The sequence below is a fragment of the Catellatospora vulcania genome (assembly GCF_009720385.1).
GTDB classification, from domain to species: Bacteria; Actinomycetota; Actinomycetes; order Mycobacteriales; family Micromonosporaceae; genus Catellatospora; species Catellatospora vulcania.
In genome coordinates this window covers 60,626-80,745 of the sequence record NZ_WARX01000025.1, presented here as the reverse complement: position 1 = coordinate 80,745, position 20,120 = coordinate 60,626, and the positions used below count along the sequence as shown (strand labels likewise).

The following is a 20,120-nucleotide window of genomic DNA, read 5'->3' as shown; positions in this document are numbered from 1 at the left end:
TTGGCACACACATTTAGCAACCTAAATATTGAAGATTCTTGCAACGTTTGGCATCGTGTTCCACGACCGAGCGCCCCAACCGGGCAACCCGGTCACCTCCGGCATGTCACCACATGCCACAACCCCGAGGAGGAACCTTGCTCCACATCACATCCCCCGTCCGGCGCATCGCCGTCCGCGCGGCAGCCGCCACCCTGCTCGCCGCCGGTCTGCTGATTCCGGCGACGGCCCAGGCCGCCCCCGTCGGCGGCACCGCGCCCACGCTCTCTCCCGACGCGGCAACCGCTCTCGCGGCCGAGATCGACTCGGCCGGCGTATACCTGGACAACGCCGGCAAGACGGTCGTCACCGTCACCGACGGCGCCTCCGCCGACCGGGTCCGCGCCGCAGGCGGCGTCGCCCGCCTCGTCACCCGCAGCGGCGCGCAGCTCAAGGGCGCCACCGCGGAACTCGACCGGCTCGCCCGCATCTCCGGCACCTCCTGGTACGTCGACCCGATCAGCAACCAGGTCGTCGTCACCGCCGACAGCACCGTCACCGGGTCGAAGCTGGCCAAGCTTAAGGCCGTCACCGACCGCCTCGGCGACACCGTGCGAGTGGAGATCACGGCCGGCACGCTCAGCCCGACCATCTCCGGCGGGCAGGCCATCTACGGCGGCAACTCGCGCTGCTCGCTCGGCTTCAACGTGCGCAACTCCGCGGGTGTCTACTTCTTCCTCACCGCCGGGCACTGCACCAACATCTCGTCCAGCTGGTACGCCTCGTCCGGCGGCGGCAACTTCATCGGTACGCGCACCGGCACCAGCTTCCCGGGTAACGACTACGGCATCGTGCGCTACGACAGCACGATCGCCCACCCCGGCAACGTCTACCTCTACAACGGCAGCTACCAGGACATCGTCAGCGCCGGCAACGCCACCGTCAACCAGACCGTGTACCGCAGCGGCAGCACCACCGGCCTGCGCAGCGGCCGCGTGCTCGGCACCGGCGCGACCGTCAACTACCCGCAGGGCACCGTCACCGGCCTGATCCGGACCAACGTGTGCGCCGAGGGCGGCGACAGCGGCGGCTCGCTGTTCGCCGGCACCGTCGCGCTCGGCCTGACCTCAGGCGGCAGCGGCAACTGCAGCTCCGGCGGCACGACCTACTTCCAGCCGGTCACCGAGCCGCTCAGCGTCTACGGCGTGAGCGTCTACTGAGGCCTCCTCCTCAGGTAAGGCAGCCGCCGGGTTCCCCGCCCGGCGGCTGCCGTCTGTTCAGCGGCTGGCCTTGTAGACCTCTTGCACGGCGGTGAGCAGCTGGTCCTGCTGGGGCTGGACGGCGAGGTCGAGTTCGCTCGCGAACGGCAGCACCGCCCCGTCGGGCCGGGTGACCCGCTTCGGCGGGACCGTCAGCCGCATCTCCTCGGCGGCGGTGGCCAGGATCTCCCCGGCGATGCCGCACATCCGGTTCGAGTCGTCGACGACGACCAGCCGCCCGGTCTTGTTCACCGACGCCGCGAGCCCCGCCCAGTCGAACGGGTACAGCGTGCGCGGGTCGAACACCTCCACCGAGATCTGGTCGGCGAGCTGCTCGGCGACCGCCAGCGCCGCCTGCACCAGGTGCCCGACCGCGACCACGGTGACGTCCGTGCCCTCCCGGTGCACCCGTCCCACGCCCAGCGGCACCGGCCCGAGCGCGTCCATGTCCACGTCGCCGCGTACGCCGAGCGAGCCCGCGGGCGCGAACAGCACCACCGGGTCGTCGTCGCGGATCGCGGTGAGGAACAGCCCGTACGCGTCCTCCGGCGTCGCCGGCACCACCGTCTTCACGCCCACGTGCGCGAACAGCCCGTACGGGTGGTCGGAGTGCTGGCCCGCCCAGCCGCTGCGGGAGCCCGAACCCGGCACGAAGTAGGTCACCGGCACCTTCGCCTGCCCGCCGGTCATCAGCGAGAACTTGTGCGCCTGGTTGGCGATCTGCTCGAAGACCAGGAACAGCAGCGACGGGATCTGGAACTCGATGACCGGCCGCAGCCCGGCCAGCGCGGCACCGGTCGCGAAGCTGGTGAAGGCCTGTTCGGACAGCGGGGTGTCGATGACGCGCCCGGGGCCGTGCTTGGCCAGCAGGCCGGTGGTGACGTTGTTGACACCGACGCCGATGTCCTCGCCTAGCACGCAGACGTCAGCGTCGCGGGCCATCTCGTCGGCCAGTGCCCGCTGCAGGGCCTTGAGGTAGGACAGTCTTGCCATCACCGCACCGCCGTGTCGAGGAGTCCGATTCCGTTGCGCCCCCGCAAACCGGTGGCGTAGAGGTGGTCGAGCGCGCCCGCCGGGTCGGGGCGCGGGCTGTCCAGCGCGAACGCGACCGCCTCGGCCATCAGTGTTTCGACCTCGGCGTCGATCCCGGCCCGGGTGCCGTCGTCCAGGCGGGAACCGTGCACGTCCAGCGGGTCGCGGGACCGGCCCGCCGCCACCTCCTCGTCGCTGCGGTAGCGCACCCGGGCCTTGTGCTCCCAGGTGTGGTGGGCGTCGAAGCGGTACGCGGTGGCCTCGATGAAGCTCGGCCCGCCCCCGGCCCGGCCGCGCTCCACGGCCTCGCGGGCCGCTTCCAGCACCGCCGCCGCGTCGGCGCCGTCGACGCTGACCGCGGGGATGCCGAACGCCTCGGCGCGGGCCGTGATGGACCCGGCGACGGACTGCGCCACGGTGAGCGTGGTGGCGTACCCGTTGTTCTCGCAGACGAACAGCACCGGCAGCCGCCACAGCGCGGCCAGGTTGAACGTCTCCAGCAGCACGCCCTGGTTGACCGCGCCGTCGCCGAAGAAGCTGACCGCGACCCGGTCGCTGCCCTCGCGGACCGCCGCCCAGGCCGCGCCGGTGGCGATCGCCCCGCCCGCGCCGACGATGCCGTTCGCGCCGTAGATGCCCTTGCCGAAGTCGGCGGCGTGCATCGAGCCGCCCCGGCCCTGGTTGAGGCCGGTGGACCGGCCGGTCAGCTCGGCCAGCATGCGCACCGGATCGGCGCCCTTGGCCAGCACATGCCCGTGCCCGCGGTGGGTGCTGGTGATGACGTCGTCGTCGCGCAGCGCCGCGCACACTCCCGCGGCGATGGCCTCCTGCCCGATGTACGGGTGGATGCCGCCGACGATCTCCCCGGCGTGCACCAGCTCGATCGCCCGCTCCTCGAACCTGCGGATCAGCCGCATGGTCCGGTAAAGCCCTTCGTCCACTGTCATGCGACCCGCGCCTCCAGCACTCCCGCGCGGGCTTCGACGACCTCGAACCCGGCTTTGCCCAGCAGTTCCCGGTATTCGTGCTCGGTGCGGTCGCGGCCCTCCAGGGTGACCAGCATGAGCAGGTCGACGAGCCCGGCCGCGGAGCGGCCCGCGGGGTCGGCCTCCTCGGGCAGGAACTCCTCCAGCACGATGACGCGCCCGTGCGGCGGCAGGACCGCGTGCACCCGGCGCAGGATCGCGATGGCGTTGTCGTCGTTCCAGTTGTGCAGCACCCGGGCCAGCGTGTAGACGTCGCCGCCGTCGGGCACCCCGTCGAAGAAGCTGCCCTCCACGCACGCCGAGCGCCCGGCCAGACCCGCCTCGGCGAGCTTCCCGCGGGCGGCGGCCGCCGCGTCGGGCAGCTCCAGCAGCACCCCTTGCAGGTCCGGGTAGCGCTCCAGCAGCTCGACGAGCAGGCTGCCGTTGCCGCCGCCGACGTCGACCACGATGCGGGCCCCGCTCAGGTCGCAGGAGGCGAGCGCCTCCGGCGGGCGCTGGTCGCCCATGGACTCGTTGAACACCGCCGCGGCCTCGGGGTTGTCGCCGAGGTAGTCGTAGAACGGGCGGCCGTACACCGCCTCGAAGGCCGGGCGGCCGGTGCGCAGCGTGTGCATGATCTCGGCGAACGCGCGGAACACCTCGTCGCCCTGCATCAGCGCGTTGAGCCGCACCGAGCCGGGCACGTCGGCGCGCAGCAGCTCGGTGGTGGGGGTGAGCCCGTAGGTGTCCGGGGCGGGCCGGGTGAACAGGCCCATCAGGGACAGCGCCCGCAGCAGGCGGCCCAGGGCGAGCGGGTCCGCGCCGCACCGGTGGGCCAGGTCGCCGACGTGCACCGGGCCGTCCGCCAGCAGATCCGGCACGCCGAGCCGGACCAGCGCGTACACCCCCTGGGCGACCCAGCTGCCGGAGAGGATGCCGAGGAGTTTTCGCCGGGCCAGTGCTTCGTTCATGTTGCTCTCCGAGCCGAGGGTGTGCCGAAGTCGCGGCTCACAAGCGGGCGGAGCCGGTTGTGAGCCGCGACTGAAAAAAGAGAGGCCGGTCAGCCCGCGTTGATCGCGGTGAGGATGCCGGTCCACAGCTTCTGCCGGGCGGCCAGCGCCGCGTTGACCGTCTGCGCCGCCTGCGCCCACTTCTCGTCGTCGTCGCCGCACAGGTCGGTGACCATCTGCATGGCCATCGGCGTGTGGAACTCGCCGTCGACCTCGATGTGCCGGGCCAGGTAGTCGACGAAGGTGTCGAGCTTGCCGCCCTCCTGGTTGACCTTGATGACCTGCTGGAACATGTCCGGGATCAGGTCCTCGCGGCCGAACGCGAACGCCGCCGCCTGGCAGTGGATCGGCAGCGTGTCGATGAAGCGGAAGGTGGTGCGCACGAACTCCGCGGAGACCGGGTTGACCTTCGCCTCGACCAGCGCCTGCTCCACCGTGCTGCCGGTGCGCAGCAGGTCGATCACGTTGTTGATGACACCGGTGTCCGCCCCGGCCTGGTCCATGCCCCCGACGTACAGCTCGAAGTGGCTGATGAAGCCGCCCTGCAGCTCGTCGCTCTCCTCGACCAGCACGATGTCGTTGATCAGGCGCCGGCTGCCGGTCGGGCCGCTCGGGATCCACGGCACGGTGACGCTGGTCAGGTGGCGCTGCAGCGACTTGAGCAGGGACATGAAGTCCCACACGGCGAAGACGTGGTGCTCCATGAAGGTGACGATGGCCTCGTGGTTGTCCAGCGCGCCGTACAGCGGGTGGGTGACCACCGCGTTGCGCGCCTCGCTGACCGCGTCCTCCAGCCGGGTGATGCCCGGATGCGTCTGACCCCAGTCGTAACGCGACATTGCTCTCTCCTTGTCGATCGGGTGGTCGTTCAGTGCTGAGCCGAGGTCCAGAGCACCGGGCAGTAGTCGGGGTCGGCGTAGTCGGGGCGGCCGTCGGGCGTACGGCGCACCAGCTCGTCGTGGTTGTAGCCGACGACGGTGCCGTCGCTGAGGGTGTACGGGCGGTACTGGTTCTCGCCGTCCTGCAGGTGCAGGGAGACCGCGCGGCGGGGACGGTCGCTGCGGTTGCCGGCGCTGCCGTGGTAGGTGCGGCAGTGGTGGAAGCTCATGTGCCCCTTGGGGATGATCATCGGCACCTTGGTCACCTGGGTGCCGTTGAACTCGGCGTTGCGGGTCAGCAGGACCTCCAGGTCCTCCTTGTCCCGCTCGGCGAAGTGCTTGGCGGTGGAGTCGTCGTTGCCGATCTCCTGCCAGACGTGGCTGCCGTCGACCATGGTGATGGTGCCCATCTCCTCACCGCAGTCGTGGAAGGGGATGAACGCGGTGAGCATGCGCTCCGAGGTCGACGACGCCCAGTAGTGCCGGTCGAAGTGCCACGGCACCACGTTGGTCGGCTCCTCGGGGCGCGGCGGCTTGAAGATCAGGGTCGACTGGAAGATCCGGATCTCGTCGGCCTGGGCGAGCCGGGCCGCGACCGCGCCGATCAGCGGCTTGCGCAGCAGCTTGGCCAGGCCGTCGTGCTCGTAGTGCACGTAGTCGTTGTGCCGCTGCACGTCGCCATGCTGCGGCTCCCAGTACGCGAGGCGGCGCGGCCGCGCCGGCAGGGAGCGGCTGCGCTCCCCGGCGTAGAAGCGCTCGCTGGCCTCGACCAGCTCGTCGACCTCTGCGTCGGTGAACAGCTTCTTCGTCAGGTACCAGCCGTGCGCGGCGTAGAACGCGACGTCCTCGTCGGACGGGAGCAGCTCCCGTTCCTCGTCGGTCAGATGGAACTGCTCAGCCATGGGGGTGACTCCTCGCCAGGGTGGGGGTGGGGGTGTGGTGGTGCACGGGGGTGTCCCGGTCTCAGGCGGCGGCGAGGCCGGCGGGGCGGGCGTCCTGGGCCGGCGCCGGCACCGCCTCGGCGGGGGCTGCCAGCTCACGCTCCTTGGCCTCGTACAGCGCCTTGATGTTGCTGGTGCCGAAGGTCAGCGCGCCGTGCCGCTCGATCAGCTCCAGGAACAGCGTCCGTCGCACGTGCATGGACTGCGTGAAGATCTGGTACAGCTCGCCGTAGTGGTCGGTGTCGACCAGCACGCCGAGCTGGCGCAGCTCCGCGATGGGCAGGTCGACGCTGCCCAGGCGCTGCTCCAGCGCGTCGAAGTAGCTGCCCGGGGTGCTGAGGAAGCCCACGCCGCGGTCGGCGAAGGTGCGCACCGCGGTGACGATGTCGCCGGTGCGGAAGGCGATGTGCTGCACCCCGGCCCCGGCGTGCCAGGACAGGAAGTCGTCGATCTGGCCCGGGCGGCGGGACAGGTCCGGCTCGATCAGCGTGAACGTCACCTGCCGCGACGGGCTCTGCACCACCTTGGAGTCCATGCCCTGGCCGCCGACCTCGATGTACTCCTCGAAGATCTCGGCGAAGCCGAACACGTCCTGGTAGTAGCGCGAGGTGGCGGCGATCTCCCCGGCCGGGACGCAGATCGCGAGGTGGTCGATGACCTGGAGCAGGTCGTCGGCGTACGACTGCTCGGGCACCGTCATCTCGATCGTGTCCGGCAGGAAGTCCCAGCGGGAGCCGTGCCGCTCGACGAGGCGGTGGGTGACGTCGCCGAAGCCGGAGACGCTCGCCTCGACGACCCGGCCCGCGCTGTTCTCGTGCACGGTCGGTGTGCCCAGCGGGGTGGCCCCGCGCCCGACGACGTAGTCGTACAGGCCGGCGGCGTCGTCGGTCTCGAAGGCGATGACAGCCACGCCGTCGCCGTGGCGGCCGACGTAGAGCGTGGCCGGGTGGTCGGCGACCAGGCCGGAGGTGAGCACGATGCGGATTTCGCCGTGCTGCAGCAGCAGGGAGCGCTGTCCGGGCAGGCCCGTCTGTGGCCCACCCTGCCCGCAGATCCGGAACCCGAATGCCGTGCACAGATAGTAGGCCGTCTGACGGGCGTCACCGACGTAGAACTCCAGGTGGTCGATGCCGAGAATGTTCATTTGCTACCTACCCCTTGGCGTACGATGTCCTGATTTGCACTGACTGCTAGGACTCGCTCCCCGCCAGGTGGTGGGCGTGGAACGGGTCACGGCTCATGACTCGTCCCGGCGCCGCCGCTTTCGCGGCGCACGCCAAACGAACTCACCACGCTCCGATTGGCCGTCGTGCCCCTGTGACGTCCGTTGTTCACGACCCACCCGCCGGAGCTGAACGCTCCGGCGAGGGCCGTATGACTGTCACGCTAGCCGGTTGTGCTGATGTCCCTCAATACCTAACTACGCAAATATTTAATTGCGACAGTATGTTGCTTGCGGCAAACGATTCGGTGACACCTCACTCAGCAAAACGGCTGAGTCTCGTGGTGGGTCGACCCAGGACAAGGCTCACATTATGTCCGCCGAATCCGAAGGAATTGGACAGTGCAAAACCGATCGGACTTTGCCGAGCCTTGCCGCGAATATGGTCGAGATCGCACGCGGGATCCGGGTCCTCGAGATTGACCGTCGGCGGCAGCAACCCGTGCCCGAGCGCCATCACCGTCGCCGCCGCCTCGATCACCCCGGACGCGCCGAGCATGTGCCCGGTGACGCCCTTGTTCGAGCTGACCGGCGGCATGGCCGAGGCGAACACCGTGTTGACCGCCAGCGACTCCGCCACGTCGCCCAGCTTGGTGCTGGTGGCGTGGGCGTTGAGGTAGCCGATGTCGCCGGGCGTGAGCCCCGCGTCGGCCAGCGCCCGGCGCATGCACTCGGCCTGCCCCGCGCCGTCGGGCCGGGGCGTGGTCGGGTGGTGGGCGTCGGTGGTCGCGCCCCAGCCGTGCAGCGTCGCGTACGCCGGGCGGCCCCGCGCGTCCGCGTCGGCGGCCCGCTCCAGCACCAGCACGCCCGCCCCCTCGGCCAGCACCAGGCCGTTGCGCCGCAGGTCGAACGGGCGGCTGGCCGAGGCCGGGTCGTCGGCCCAGCCCTTGGCCAGCGCCCGGGTGTTGCCGAAGGTGTCCGCCAGGGTCGGGAACAGCGGCGCCTCGCCGCAGCCGACCAGCACCACGTCCGCCTCGCCGTACCGCAGGATGCGCATGCCCTCCGCGATGGACTGGGCCCCCGCCGCGCACGCGGTGCCGATGGAGGAGCTGTAGCCGCGCAGGTCGTACTTGATGGCGATGCGGGCGGTGGCCATGTTCGGCAGCATCCCCGGCAGCAGGTACGGGCTGACCCCGAGCCGGCCCTTCTGGGTACGCGTGATCACCTGCGCCTCCAGGGTGGCCAGCCCGCCCGTGCCGGACACGACCGTGGCCGCGCGATACGGGTCCACGTCGCGGCCCACCACCAGGTCGGCGTCGGCCATCGCCTGCGCCGCGGCGACCAGCGCGTGCACGATGTACCGGTCCAGCGTGCGCGCCTCCGGGCCGGGCAGCACGTCGGCCGCCTCGATGTCCGGGCCCTTGCCCATCACCTCCAGGGAGCCCTGCGCGCGGTGCCCCTCGGGCGTGGCGACGATTCCGGACCGGCCGGTGCACAGGGCGTCGAAGATGTCGTCGAGATCCTGTCCGACCGGGGTGACCAGGCCGATGCCCGTGACGACGATGTCAGGACGGGAGCCGGTCATTGTGCCGCACCCGCCAGGGCGCGCTCGCGCAGCACCAGCTTGCGCACCTTGCCGGTGGCGCCGGTGGGGATGTCGGAGTCGGGCACCGCGTTGATGTCGCGCAGTGTCGGTGCGGCGTGCTCACCCAGTGCGGCGACGACGGCATCCCGGCGGTCCACGGCGGGATCGGCCCCGGCCTTGAGCACCAGCAGCACGTCGGTGACCACCTGGCCGCCCTCGCGCACCGCCACGACGGTGCAGTCGAGCACGTCGGGGCAGCTCGCCAGGATCTTCTCCTCGGTCAGCGAGGTGTGCAGCCACTGGCCGCCGTCCAGCACGACCGAGTCCACCGCCCGGTCCACGTGGTAGTAGTAGCCGTCCTCGTCGTAGTAGACGAGGTCACCGGTCAGGTAGTAGCCCGACTGGCGGGTGCGGAACTCGGTCACCGAGTCGTTCCAGTACATCAGCTTCACCGTCGGCGACTTCAGGCCGAGGTGCCCGACCACGCCCGCGCCCACCGGCTCCCCGGCGTCGTCCAGCACGGCCACGTCGGCGAACACGTGCGGGCGGCCGATGCAGCGGTCGTAGCGCTCGGTGTCGGTCCGGTGGGTGATGTGGAACGCGGAGTGGCCCATCTCGGTCGAGCCGATGCCGTCGATGAACATCGAGCCCTTGACCCGGGTCACGCCCTCGCGGGTGACCGTGTTGTGGCTGCCCACCGCGACCAGCGGCCGGATGTGCGCCTCGTGCGCGCAGTCGCCGGTGTTGAACCAGATCGCGACCGAGTCCAGGTCGCGCTTGCCCAGGTCGTGGCGGGCCATGTCGGCCCAGGTGACCGCGAAGCCGAAGACACCCGTGGGCTTGAACCGCTCGATCGCGTCGAGCACGTAGTCGCCCCGCTGCGAGGACAGGAACACCAGCTCGGCGCGGTTGCACAGGGCCTGGTTGATGGACAGGATGCCCGCGGTGTGCGCCGACGGCAGCGCGCAGACGACCCGCTCGGTGCCCTGCGCCCGCGGCCCGGACAGCCGGATCCGGCGGGTGGCCTCGAACAGCGTGGTGTGCGAGTGCACGATCGCCTTGGGCAGGCCCGTCGTGCCGGACGAGTGCGTGATCGAGATCGGGTCGTCCGGGTGGTGCCGGTACGGCTCGGGCGCGGCGGCCGGGTCCGCCGACCCCATCTCGGTGATGTCGCCGAGCAGGCGGGAGCCGAAGTCGCGGCCCTCCAGCAGCGCGGCGTGCTTCGGGTCGGTCAGCACGGCCTCGGCCCGCAGCCGGCGGATGTACTCGGCCGCGATCTCGCCGCTGAGGTTGCCGTTGAGCAGCGCCGGGATCGCCCCGAGGCGGTTGAGCGCGAGGAACGACAGGATGACGTCGGCGGACGTGCTGGCGTACACCGCGACCGGGTCGCGCCAGCCGATGCCGCGCTCGTGCAGCCACGCGGCACGGGCCGCGACCCGCTCGTCGAGCTGCCCCAGCGTGAGCGGCTCCCACGCGGGATGGCCGTCGACGTCCACGTCGAAGGTCAGCCCTGGGCCGGCCGGGTCGGCCCCGTGGGCCAGCAGCCGGGTGATGACGTTGCCCGCGCCGAGGTCGGCGTCGGCGGCGAGGATCGCCCGCAGGTTGGTTCTCATCAGCTGCACTCCTTCGATCGGTTCACTGCGCTGTACGTACGAGCACGGCCAGCGCGCGGTCGCGCTCGCCGTCGGCCAGGGCCTGCTCGGCCACCACGATCAGGGCCTCGTCGGCGTCGCCGTCGCGGATCAGCAGCGACGCCATCGCCAGTCCCTCGGCCAGGGATCCGGCGACGGGGTCGGCGCCGCCGGCCGGGCTCAGCGAGACCACGGGCCCGCCCAGCTCCCACCGCGCCGCGACGTAGCCGGCCACCGCGTTGGGGACGGCCTGGAAGAACAGCAGCGGCCCCAGCCGCCGCCCGCCGTCGACGGCCCGCGCCACCTCGGCCGCGGTCGCGGCGTCCCCCGTGGCCGAAGAGACGATCACCGCGGTACGTCGCCCGCGCGCCGCCGCCACCGGCGGCTGCCCGTGCGCACGGCTCAGACACCGCCGCGCCGCCTCCGCCACCAGCGGACTGAACGTCGACATCACGAACCCCGCCAGCACCGGCGGCTCCGCGTCCCCCTCGGACTCCGGCCACGCCCCCCGCGCGACCTCCACCAACCCGCTCACGCGTCCCCCCTCCACCCAGGACCGCCCGCCGGCTCCGCCGGCTCCGCCGCCACCACCGGCTCCACCGTGGCGCAACTCTTAAAGAGTTGCGGCTTCGAAGGCGGCCGGAGGCCGCAAGGCTTTAAGAGTTGCGGCAGGTGGGGGCGGGTCATGCGGCACCGACCACGAGGGCGGTGTTCGCGCCGCCGAAGGCGGCGTTGAGGCTCAGGGCGTAGTCCGGGCGGGCCGGGGTCGTCTCGGTGAGCACGTGCAGCGGGCAGTCCGGGTCCGGGCCGAGGTAGCCGGCGTTGACCGGCAGGAAGCCCTCCCGCAGGGAAAGCACCGTCGCGACCAGCTCCAGCAGCGGCGACGCCTCCAGGGCCTGTCCGTGCAGCGACTTGGTCGAGCTGATCGGCACCGTCGCGGCGTGCTCGCCGAGCGCGCGGCGCAGCGCGGCGGACTCGGCGGCGTCGCTCTGCGCGGAGCCCGAACCGTGCGCGTTGACGTAGCCGATCTGTGCCGGGGCCAGCGCCGCCCGGCCGAGCGCGGCGTCGATCGCCCTGGCCAGGCCCGCGCCGTCGGGTCGCGGCTGCACGACGTGGTAGCCGTCCCCGGCGCGGCCCCAGCCGTGCAGCCGGGCCAGCGGTGTCGCGCCCCGGGCCTGTGCCGCACGGGCCGACTCCACCACGACCGCGGCGACGCCGTCGCCGAGCAGCAGGCCCTTGCGCCCGGCGCTGAACGGCCGCACCGCACCGTCGGCGGCCAGCGCCCGGCCCGCGTCGAACAGCGCGAACTGGTCCGCCTCGACCAGGTATCCGGCCGCCACCAGCAGCCGCTCGGCGTCGCCGGCGGCCACCGCGGCGGCGGCGTCGGCGACCGCGGTGCTGGCCGCGACGCAGGCACTGGTGTACGTGCGCACGCCCCCGGACAGCCCCGCCTTCTCGGCGACGGACTGGGTGAAAGCCCCGGTGCGGCCGGGCCGGTCGGGCAGGCCGCGGGCCCCGTCGGGCTCGCCGTGCACGGCCAGTAGCAGGGGCGTCGAAGCCCGGTCCGAGGCGGACAGCCCCGCCTGGCCCGCCGCTTCGTCCACCACCGTGAGCAGCTCGTCGAGCAGCACCGGCGCGCCGGGCAGCAGCGCGCCGACGCCGACCCGCCGGGCACTCACGTCGAAGCGGGTGACCGGCGCGAACGCCGGCCGCCCCGATCGCAGACCGGCCGCCAGCGCCGCGGCGCCCCGGCCGTACGCGCTGACCGCCGACAACCCGGTGACCACGACCTGTGCGCGGTCGGGCCGCGAAGCCGGGGCGGGGCGCGGTTCAGTCACCGGCGGGCTCCGCCAGCACCTCGGCCAGCACCTCGACCGCGCCGGTCACCGTGGTCATCCGCATGAGCACGTCGTCGTCGAGGTCGAGCATCCGCCCGTGGCGCTGCTCGACCTGGTGCACCAGCCACGCCAGCTCCAGGGAGTCGATGCGCTCGCGCACCTGCTCCGGGCTGCGCTCGCCGTAGCTGGCGAGCATCGCGACGACCTCGTCCCGCCCCGGGGAGGCCGGTTCGCCCGCGCGCTGGCGCGGCACGCCGAGAGACCCGGCGGCCGCAACAGGGGCGTCCATCACGCGCTCGCCAGGTTGCCGCGCTCGCGGATCGCCTCGGCGAACTCGCCGACGGTCCAGGCCGCCATCTGCTCGGCCTCCTCGTCGCTGAACTTCACGCCGTAGGTGTCCTCCACCCGCACCGCGAGCTCGGCGACGGCCAGCGACTCCAGGTCCACGCCCGCCGAGCCCAGCGGCGTGTCGGCGTCGACGTCGTCGATCGGGTAGTTCATGTCCGCGATCGCGTCGATGATGAACTGGCGTACGTCGGTGCTCATGAGAGAACTTCCTTCCATGGTGGAACGGCCCAACGGGCCCGGATCGGGATGGCAGTCGGGGACGGGTCGCGCGGGCGTCAGGGAGCCGCTGTCGGGTCCGCGGTACGCAGCACCGCCCGGTCGCGGACGAGCTTGCCCGTCGCGGTGCGGGGCAGCTGCTCGACGATGTGCAGCACGCGCGGCCGCTTGTACGGGGCCAGCCGGATCGCCAGCTCGCTCTCCAGCGCGGCCGCCGCGGCCGCGTCGGGCACCACGGCGAAGGCTTCGATGCCGCCGTCGTAGACGACCACCGCGCTCTCCACGCCGGGCAGGGCCGCCAGCGTGTGCTCCACCTCGGTCAGGTCCACCTTGAGCCCGCCGACCGACACCTGCGAGTCGAGCCGCCCGAGCACCGTCATCAGGCCGGTCGCCGGGTCGACCCGGCCCGCGTCCTTGGTGTGCAGCCAGCCGTCGACCCAGCGGGTCGGGTCGGACAGCCCGATGTACGGGCTGGCCGGCGTCGCGATCAGCAGCTCACCGTCCAGTTCCCGGACGGTGATGCCGGGGGCCGGCATGAGCGAGGGCCGGTGCTCGCCGAACAGGTCGGTGGCGATGACCCCGACCTCGGTCATGCCGTACATGTTGCCCAGCACGATGCCGTAGCGGTCGGTGAAGCGCCGCGCCACCTCGGCGCGCACCAGCTCGCCGCCGGTGGTCATCCGCTTGAGCTGCGGCAGCTTCGGCGGGTTCGGGTTCGAGGCCAGCAGCTCGGTGTGGAACGGCACGCCGAGCAGCGTGGTCGGCGCGTCCCCGGCCTCCACCGCGCGCAGGATCGCGTCGACGGTCAGCCGCTCCGGCAGCACCAGCTCGACCCCCGCGTGCAGGCAGTAGAGCAGGCCGCCGACCAGGCCCAGCACGTGCACCACGGAGGCCAGCAGCACCACCCGCTCGCCGGGCAGCGGCACGCCGTCCATCCGGGTGTACCGGTCGATCTCGGCGACGAGCTGCTCCGCGGTACGGGCGATGACCTTGGAGGGGCCGGTGGAGCCGGAGCTGAGCTGCACCACGGCGTGCCCGGTCTCGGCGGGACGGCCGGCGCGGGCCTCGGCGACGTCGGCGACCTCGTAGAAGGCGCGCAGCCCGCCCGGCAGCGTGCCGGTGAAGCCCACCACGACCTGCGGCTGCAGCCGGTCCAGGGCGCGGTCGGTCTCGTATGCCGTGAGCCGGTGGTCCAGCAGCGCGACCTGCGCCCCGATCTGCCACGCGGCCAGCAGGTTGGCCACGTACGCCAGGGACGGCGGCAGCCGCAGGGCGATCGAGCCGCCCCGGGTCAGGCCCAGCCGCCGGAGCGTGTCGGCTCGGTCCGCGACGGCGTGGCGCAACGCCGCACGGTCGACGGGGGATCCGAAGTGGAGGCAGACGTCACGGTCGTCTCCGGCGAGCAGGAGCTCGTCCACCCAGTCGGGGGTCGCCGCCAAGGGCGCGCCGGGCGCCCATCCCGTGTTGCTCATGATTGCTCCGCCAGGTGTCGCAAGTGTGCTGGAACCTGGGTCTGTGCGCCCCCGACGGACCCGGTGAATCCGGAGACTAGCAAGGAGATCGATGCACTTGCAATGCTCGCTTTAAGTCTGTCGATACGTGAATGGACCAGCCAAAATTCGGGCTTTTCATGGCAGATGAGAGCCCCGCAATCCGACATTTATCTGACTCATCGCGAATTCCAAACGGGTGAGTTCCGCGCGCAGTCGGGCCGCCTCGCGCCCGGCCCCGTCGTGCTCGCGCTGCGCCAGCTCACGCACCGCCTCGTGCACGGCGGGCGCGTCGAGCTGCGCCAGCGCGTGGGCCGCGGTCTTGGCCCGCAGCGCCCGTCGGGGGGCCAGCCGGCGCAGCCCCGACCTGGCCTGCAGCGACCATTGCCCGTCGGTGTAGCGCAACGTGACCCGGGGGCCGAACGCGGTCGCGGCCAGCCCGTACCCCCGTGGCAGCGCCGCCGCCGGATCGGCGGTCGGCCCCCTGACGCCGACGTCGTTGAGCTCCCGCCAGACCCGGTGCCGGATGACCGGGGTCAGGGTCACCGCGAAGTACAGCACCGAGGCCAGCAGCACCCCGTTGACGAAGCCCAGCCGCTCCACCACGATCCCGCCCAGCACGCCGCCGAGGGGGATGCCGGCCATGGCGACGGCCATGATGATGCCGCCCGCGCGGGCCAGCATCGGGGTGGGCACCCGCTGGTAGATGACCGCGCCGACCGTCGGGTTCACCGAGCACATGACCATGCCGCTGAGGAACGTCACGATGACGATCACGGTCAGGTCGTCGGTGAGCGCGAAGACCAGGAACCGGGGCGCGCCGCCCACGAAGTAGCCGAAGACCAGCGCGCTGTAGCGCGGCAGGTACGGCGCCAGCGTCGCGAACACGACACTGCCCACAATCATCCCGATGGCGTACGCCGCCGACACCGACCCCAGCGCGACCGGCGAGTCCAGCACCGTCAGCACCCACATCGGCACGAACACCACGGCACTGGCCTGGTTGAACAGGTTGGTGAAGAACAGCATCCCGGTCACCGCCCGCAGCAGCGGCTCGGAGGTGAAGTAGGTGAACCCGCCGCGCAGCGCGGTCAGGTAGGGCTCGGCCGGGGCGGGTTTGCGCGCCTCACCGTCCTTGCGGGCCGGGTCCGGCACGAAGAAGGCCACCAGCGCCGCGCCGGCCAGGAAGCTCGCCGCGTCGACCCAGATCGCCCCGATCGCGCCGAACGCGGCGATGGCGACGCCGCCCACCGAGGCCCCGATCAGCCCCGAGGTGCGCAGCACGCCCTCGCGGGCCGCCGACACCCGGGTGAAGTCCGTGCCCGCGGCGTCCATGAGGGGCTTGAGCAGGTTGTTCTTGGAACGGTCTGCCATCGCTCGGAGCGCCCCGGCCAGGCTGGACAGCACGATCAGCACGCCGAAGCCGAACTGCCCGGTCACCGCGATCACGCCCATCACCACCGCGCTGCCCGCATCCGACAGCAGCGAGGTCGTGCGCGCCCCGAGCCGGTCCTGCAGGGGCGCGGCCAGCACCCCGCTCAGCACGTACGCCAGCGTCTCCGCGCCCGCCACCACGCCGACCTTGACCGGGCTGCCGGTGGTGACCAGCACCAGCCACGGAATGGCCAGGAAGGACATCCGGCCGCCGATGACCGAGATCGCCTCCGCGGCGACCAGGCCGGGGATGGCGGCTCTACGGCGCCAGGGCGACCGCGACGTCGCGACGGACAACGGAACTCCTTCTCAAGCCGGGCGGCTTCTTTGTACCAGCAAGAAAGGTAGCCATTGAAGTATCCGTAGGTATCGAGTGGTGGTGCTCTGGACACCCACCGTCGCCATCGATACGGTGACGTTCGATCCGCGGGCGGTCAGCCGCGGCCCGTCGGCGTGGAGAGGCGGTCGGTCGATGCGGTTGCTCATGGTCGGAGCGGACCTGCCCGCCCTGGCGGCGCTCGGTCCCGACGTCGAGGTGACGGTGCTGCTCGGCGCGACCACTAAGGACGGCTGGCTGCCGCTGCCCGACGGCGTGCGCACCGTCTTCGTCGACGACCACAAGAGCCTCGACGCCGCCGTCAACGGCCTGCTGCGCGCCGGGTTCGGCCCCGGCGGGTTCGACGCCGTCTACGCCTACGACGACCCTGCGCTGATGACCGCCGCGGCGCTGGCCGCCATGCTCGGCGCGCGCGGCGTCCCGCCCGGCACGGTCGCCCTGTTCCGCGACAAGTCGCTGCAGAAGCAGGCACTGCGCGCGGCCGGGCTGCCGGTGACGTCGTGCACCGTCATCGACGACATCCGCGAGCTGCCGCCCGGCTACCGGCTGCCCTACCCGAAAGCCGTGGTCAAACCGGTGGCCGGGATGGCGACCCAGTCCACGTTCGTGGTCGACGGCGATGCCGAGCTGGCCCGGATCAGCGCCCAGTGCCGGGCGAACAACACCGCGGCCCGCACCTTCGTGGTCGAGGAGTTCGTCGCGGGCGAGGAGTGGTTCGCCGACGGTTTCCTGTCCGAAGGGGAGCTGCGCTTCCTGAGCCTGGGCCGGTATGCCCAGCCCTGCCTGAGCGCGGTGCTGGAGAAGGCGCCCGTGCAGACGTACTGCCTCGACCCGGTCGCCGACAAGGCGGCCTACGAGCTGGCGTCACCGCTGGTCACCGACGCGCTGCGGGTGCTGGGCCTGACCGACGGCGTCTTCCACATGGAGCTGTTCCACCAGCCCGAGACGGGCACCCTGGTGTTCAGCGAGTGCGCGGCCCGCCGCGCGGGCGGCCCGATCAGCGACCAGATCCGCTACAAGTACGGCGTCGACCTCGCCGAGGCCGGCGTGCGCGCGCTGCTGGAGCCGGTCGCCGAGCCGCAGGTGCAGGTCCGCGAGGGTGTGGTGGCGTCCACGTTCCTGCCGCTGCGACCGGGTGTCGTGCTCGGCTGCCCGACCGTGGCGCAGGTGCTGGCACAGCCCGACGTGGTGCACGCCCGGCTCTTCGTGCCCAAGGGCATGCGTGTGCAGGGCGGGGCCGCGAACACCTTCGCCCGCATGGGCGAGGTCACCGTGCACACCGCCGACGTCGACACCGCGCAGCGGCGGCTCACCGAGCTGGCCGACTGGTTCCGGCAGCACATCGAGGTGCTGCCGCTGGCCCCCACGCTGCGGGAGCTGTTCGCGGACCCGCGCAACGCGGACTTCGTCCACGCGGCCGCCGCCGACGGCTGACGGCACGCCCGCGAGGTCGCGATTCCCGCGGCCCGCCGAGCCCGCCGCAGGCATGGCCGCCCCAGCAGGATCAGGAGAGTTCGATGCCACTCCACCCGCAGGTCCAGGCGATGCGCGCGCGTCGCGAAGCCAGCGACGCCCCGCAGCTGTACACGCTGTCGGTGGACGAGGCCCGCGCCGCAGACCTCGCCTCGATACAGGCGTCCGGGGGCGATCCCGAACCGGTCGCCGAGGTCGTCGACCGCGAGATCGACGGCCCCGGCGGGCCGCTGCCGATCCGCGTCTATCGTCCGGTGCTCGGCGGCGAGCTGCCGGTGCTGGTCTACTTCTTCGGCGGCGGCTGGACCCTGGGCACCATCGACACCTCCGACGCGGTGTGCCGCAGCCTGGCCAACGCCGCCGGGTGCCTGGTCGTCGCGGCGGGCTACCGGCTCGCCCCGGAGCACAAGTTCCCCGCCGCGGTGCACGACTGCCACGCCGCTGTTCGCTGGGTCGCCGCGAACGCCGCCGCCATCGGCGCGGACCCGGCCCGGATCGCCGTCGGCGGCGACAGCGCGGGCGGCAACCTGGCCGCCGCGGTGACCCTGCTGGCCCGCACGGACGGCGACCTGCCGCTGGCCGGGCAGCTGCTGGTGTACCCGAACACCGACCACCGCTCGCACACCGCCTCGCTGCGCGAGGGCACCGACCCGTACCTGTTCAACGCCACCTCGGTCGCCTGGTACTGGGCGAACTACCTGGCCACCCCCGAGGACGGGCTGAACCCGCTGGCCTCGCCGCTGCGCGCGGACACCCTGGCCGGCCTGCCCCCGGCCCTCATCGTCACCGCCGAGTACGACCCGCTGCGCGACCAGGCCGAGGAGTACGCCCGCCGGCTCGGCCGCGAGGGTGTGCCGGTCACGCTGACCCGCTACGACGGCATGGTCCACGGCTTCTTCTGCATGGGCGGCGAACTCGACGCCGGCCGCCGCGCCCTCGCCCAGGCCGCCGCCCAGCTCCGCACCTGGTTCACCACGTGACCCCGGCCCACCCGCGGCACCCGCGCCCACCCCACCCCGCGCCCGCGCGCTGCGCCCGCGCCCTGCATAGACGCTGGCCTATCACATCGAGAATGATCTCTCAAAAATCGATGTGATAGGCCAGCGTCTATCAGAACGAGGTGGGCGGTCAGGCGTAGACGGACTGGAGCCAGTCTTCGAGGGCCTTCTGCTCGGCGGCGGCGTCGGCGTCCGCGTCGAAGTGGTGCACGGCCACGCCGACCGGGGCGCCGAACGCGTTGCGGCCGAAGAACCGGAACAGCGCGTCCTGGGTACGCAGCCCGACGAAGTTCGGGTGCAGGTAGTCGACGACCGCCTCGGTCTGCCCGCCCGGCAGCGCGACCCGGACCGTGTCGTCCTGCTTGCTCTGCCCGGTCAGGCCGAGCGCGCCGCGCAGCGTGGTGAAGCCGTCGGGCGAGTTCGACGCCGCCGGGGCGTCGGCCGACAGGTAGACGACCGGGCGGCGGCTGAAGTGGGCCAGGTACTGCCCGAGGGTGTGCAGGTAGAAGTCGGTGTGCTGGCCGGCGCCGTCGTACTGGTTGTCCCAGTCGTCGGTGAAGACGCCGCTGTGCACGTACCGGAACCAGGTCTTGCCGCCGTCACGGCCCTCGACGGTGTGCTCGACCTGGTTGAACCAGCCGTTGTCGCCGTCCATCCGGGACGCGAGGCGGTGCGGCGGGTCCCATGCGGTGATGACGCCGCCGAACGCGGCCGCCCCGCCGACGCGCGGCTCGAACTCCATCGGCCACAGCCAGCCGCCGTTGCCGGTGGTGACGGCGTCCCAGTACTCCTCCGGGGTGGTCTGCAGCTCGCCCTCGCGCACGATCTCGAACTTCTTGCTCATGGTGCTACTCCTTCTCGGTGTCCTGCTCAGATGAGTGGGCGCCGCCGTCTGCGCGTGGCAGCAGCAGGCTCGGGTGCAGGCCCACGACCAGCCGGTGCCGGCGGCCGCCGGTGGCGCTCCCGTCGTGATAACGGCTGACCAGCGCGGCGAGCGTCTCGGTCAGCTCGGCCGCGAACGCGGCCCGGTCGCCCGCGGAGGCGAACCTGATCTCGCTGTCCACCGCGAACGTGGCCAGCGGCCGGCGCGCGGCCCGCGCCCCCGTGATCAGCTCGCCGACCTCGCGGACCAGCCGCGACGCCAGGGCCAGCAGCCAGCGGGCCGACTGCTGGTCGGGGGAGCGGTCCGGATCGGGCGCGACCGCCGCGAACGCCGCCGGGGAGATGACGTAGGACGCCGCGGTCGCCCGCAGCACGCGCTCGGTGCAGTTGCCCTTGCGGCGCTCCTCGACCAGCTCGATGAGCCCGTGGCTCTCCAGCGTGCGCAGGTGGTGGTTGACCTTCTGGCGGGTCAGCCCGGCCTGCGCGGCCAGCGTGGTCGCCGACCCCGGCTCGGCCAGCGCGGCCAGCAGCCGCGCCCGCACCGGGTCGAGCGACACCTCGGCCACCGCCGCGTCCTCGATCACCCCTACCTCGTACATGCCCCCACCCTCCCACCGACAACAAAACTTGTCAAGGAGGCAAACACGGTCGGTGGCGCACAC

19 protein-coding genes are annotated in these 20,120 nt (G+C 72.2%); 3 read left to right on the top strand and 16 right to left on the bottom strand.

Features of this window, described 5'->3' with window-relative positions; translation table 11 throughout:
• The first annotated feature begins 137 nt into the window (after nt 1–137).
• Complete coding sequence (locus F6W97_RS34865; RefSeq protein ID WP_230687234.1) at nt 138–1,199, top strand: S1 family peptidase; 1,062 nt, start codon at nt 138–140, stop codon at nt 1,197–1,199.
• A 57-nt stretch (nt 1,200–1,256) separates the two neighbouring features.
• On the opposite strand, the gene F6W97_RS34860 is transcribed toward F6W97_RS34865, so the two are convergent.
• The 14 genes from F6W97_RS34860 to F6W97_RS34795 form a co-directional block, all read right to left on the bottom strand.
• Entirely contained in the window at nt 1,257–2,231 is a 975-nt protein-coding gene (locus F6W97_RS34860) for an alpha-ketoacid dehydrogenase subunit beta (RefSeq protein ID WP_155374828.1), read from the bottom strand.
• The gene (locus tag F6W97_RS34855) at nt 2,231–3,217 is read right to left on the bottom strand and encodes a thiamine pyrophosphate-dependent dehydrogenase E1 component subunit alpha (protein ID WP_155374827.1); all 987 of its coding nucleotides are present in this window, start codon (nt 3,215–3,217) and stop codon (nt 2,231–2,233) included. Before F6W97_RS34855 ends, F6W97_RS34860 begins: the two co-directional genes overlap by 1 nt.
• The gene (locus F6W97_RS34850; RefSeq protein ID WP_155374826.1) at nt 3,214–4,206 is read right to left on the bottom strand and encodes a methyltransferase; all 993 of its coding nucleotides are present in this window, start codon (nt 4,204–4,206) and stop codon (nt 3,214–3,216) included. Before F6W97_RS34850 ends, F6W97_RS34855 begins: the two co-directional genes overlap by 4 nt.
• 89 nt (nt 4,207–4,295) lie before the next feature.
• Nucleotides 4,296–5,084 carry a DUF3050 domain-containing protein gene (locus F6W97_RS34845; RefSeq protein ID WP_155374825.1) on the bottom strand — a complete coding sequence of 263 codons (789 nt, stop codon included), beginning with the start codon at nt 5,082–5,084 and terminating at the stop codon, nt 4,296–4,298.
• Nucleotides 5,085–5,113: 29 nt separating this feature from the next.
• Nucleotides 5,114–6,025 carry a phytanoyl-CoA dioxygenase family protein gene (locus tag F6W97_RS34840; protein ID WP_155374824.1) on the bottom strand — a complete coding sequence of 304 codons (912 nt, stop codon included), beginning with the start codon at nt 6,023–6,025 and terminating at the stop codon, nt 5,114–5,116.
• Between the two features lie 61 nt (nt 6,026–6,086).
• Nucleotides 6,087–7,208 carry a 4-hydroxyphenylpyruvate dioxygenase gene (gene hppD, locus F6W97_RS34835; protein ID WP_155374823.1) on the bottom strand — a complete coding sequence of 374 codons (1,122 nt, stop codon included), beginning with the start codon at nt 7,206–7,208 and terminating at the stop codon, nt 6,087–6,089.
• A 334-nt stretch (nt 7,209–7,542) separates the two neighbouring features.
• Entirely contained in the window at nt 7,543–8,811 is a 1,269-nt protein-coding gene (locus F6W97_RS34830) for a beta-ketoacyl-[acyl-carrier-protein] synthase family protein (RefSeq protein ID WP_155374822.1), read from the bottom strand.
• Nucleotides 8,808–10,424: a class I adenylate-forming enzyme family protein gene (locus F6W97_RS34825; protein ID WP_155374821.1), complete on the bottom strand. Its 1,617-nt coding sequence runs from the start codon at nt 10,422–10,424 to the stop codon at nt 8,808–8,810. Before F6W97_RS34825 ends, F6W97_RS34830 begins: the two co-directional genes overlap by 4 nt.
• 22 nt (nt 10,425–10,446) lie before the next feature.
• Nucleotides 10,447–10,977 carry a beta-ketoacyl synthase N-terminal-like domain-containing protein gene (locus F6W97_RS34820; RefSeq protein ID WP_230687233.1) on the bottom strand — a complete coding sequence of 177 codons (531 nt, stop codon included), beginning with the start codon at nt 10,975–10,977 and terminating at the stop codon, nt 10,447–10,449.
• A 148-nt stretch (nt 10,978–11,125) separates the two neighbouring features.
• Nucleotides 11,126–12,280: a beta-ketoacyl-[acyl-carrier-protein] synthase family protein gene (locus tag F6W97_RS34815; RefSeq protein WP_155374820.1), complete on the bottom strand. Its 1,155-nt coding sequence runs from the start codon at nt 12,278–12,280 to the stop codon at nt 11,126–11,128.
• Nucleotides 12,273–12,569, bottom strand: coding sequence for a hypothetical protein (locus F6W97_RS34810; protein ID WP_407924639.1), 297 nt, complete (start codon nt 12,567–12,569; stop codon nt 12,273–12,275). The genes F6W97_RS34815 and F6W97_RS34810 overlap by 8 nt, the downstream gene beginning before the upstream one ends.
• Nucleotides 12,569–12,826 (bottom strand): acyl carrier protein, encoded by a 258-nt coding sequence (locus F6W97_RS34805; RefSeq protein ID WP_155374819.1) that lies wholly within the window; start codon nt 12,824–12,826, stop codon nt 12,569–12,571. The genes F6W97_RS34810 and F6W97_RS34805 overlap by 1 nt, the downstream gene beginning before the upstream one ends.
• A 77-nt stretch (nt 12,827–12,903) precedes the next feature.
• Nucleotides 12,904–14,316, bottom strand: a complete 1,413-nt coding sequence (locus F6W97_RS34800; protein ID WP_155374818.1) for a class I adenylate-forming enzyme family protein — start codon at nt 14,314–14,316, stop codon at nt 12,904–12,906.
• A 156-nt stretch (nt 14,317–14,472) separates the two neighbouring features.
• On the bottom strand, nt 14,473–16,065 hold the full coding sequence (locus tag F6W97_RS34795; RefSeq protein ID WP_155374817.1) for an MFS transporter: 1,593 nt from the start codon (nt 16,063–16,065) through the stop codon (nt 14,473–14,475).
• 175 nt (nt 16,066–16,240) lie between these two features.
• On the opposite strand from F6W97_RS34795, the gene F6W97_RS34790 reads away from it, so the two are divergent.
• Nucleotides 16,241–17,539, top strand: coding sequence for an ATP-grasp domain-containing protein (locus F6W97_RS34790; RefSeq protein WP_155374816.1), 1,299 nt, complete (start codon nt 16,241–16,243; stop codon nt 17,537–17,539).
• An 83-nt stretch (nt 17,540–17,622) separates the two neighbouring features.
• A complete protein-coding gene (locus tag F6W97_RS34785; RefSeq protein ID WP_155374815.1) occupies nt 17,623–18,558 on the top strand; it encodes an alpha/beta hydrolase in 936 nt (311 codons plus the stop codon).
• A gap of 148 nt (nt 18,559–18,706) precedes the next feature.
• On the opposite strand, the gene F6W97_RS34780 is transcribed toward F6W97_RS34785, so the two are convergent.
• Both F6W97_RS34780 and F6W97_RS34775 read right to left on the bottom strand, forming a co-directional pair.
• The gene (locus F6W97_RS34780) at nt 18,707–19,420 is read right to left on the bottom strand and encodes an SRPBCC family protein (RefSeq protein WP_155374814.1); all 714 of its coding nucleotides are present in this window, start codon (nt 19,418–19,420) and stop codon (nt 18,707–18,709) included.
• A gap of 4 nt (nt 19,421–19,424) precedes the next feature.
• Nucleotides 19,425–20,057, bottom strand: coding sequence for an ArsR/SmtB family transcription factor (locus F6W97_RS34775; protein WP_155374813.1), 633 nt, complete (start codon nt 20,055–20,057; stop codon nt 19,425–19,427).
• Between the last annotated feature and the right edge of the window lie 63 nt (nt 20,058–20,120).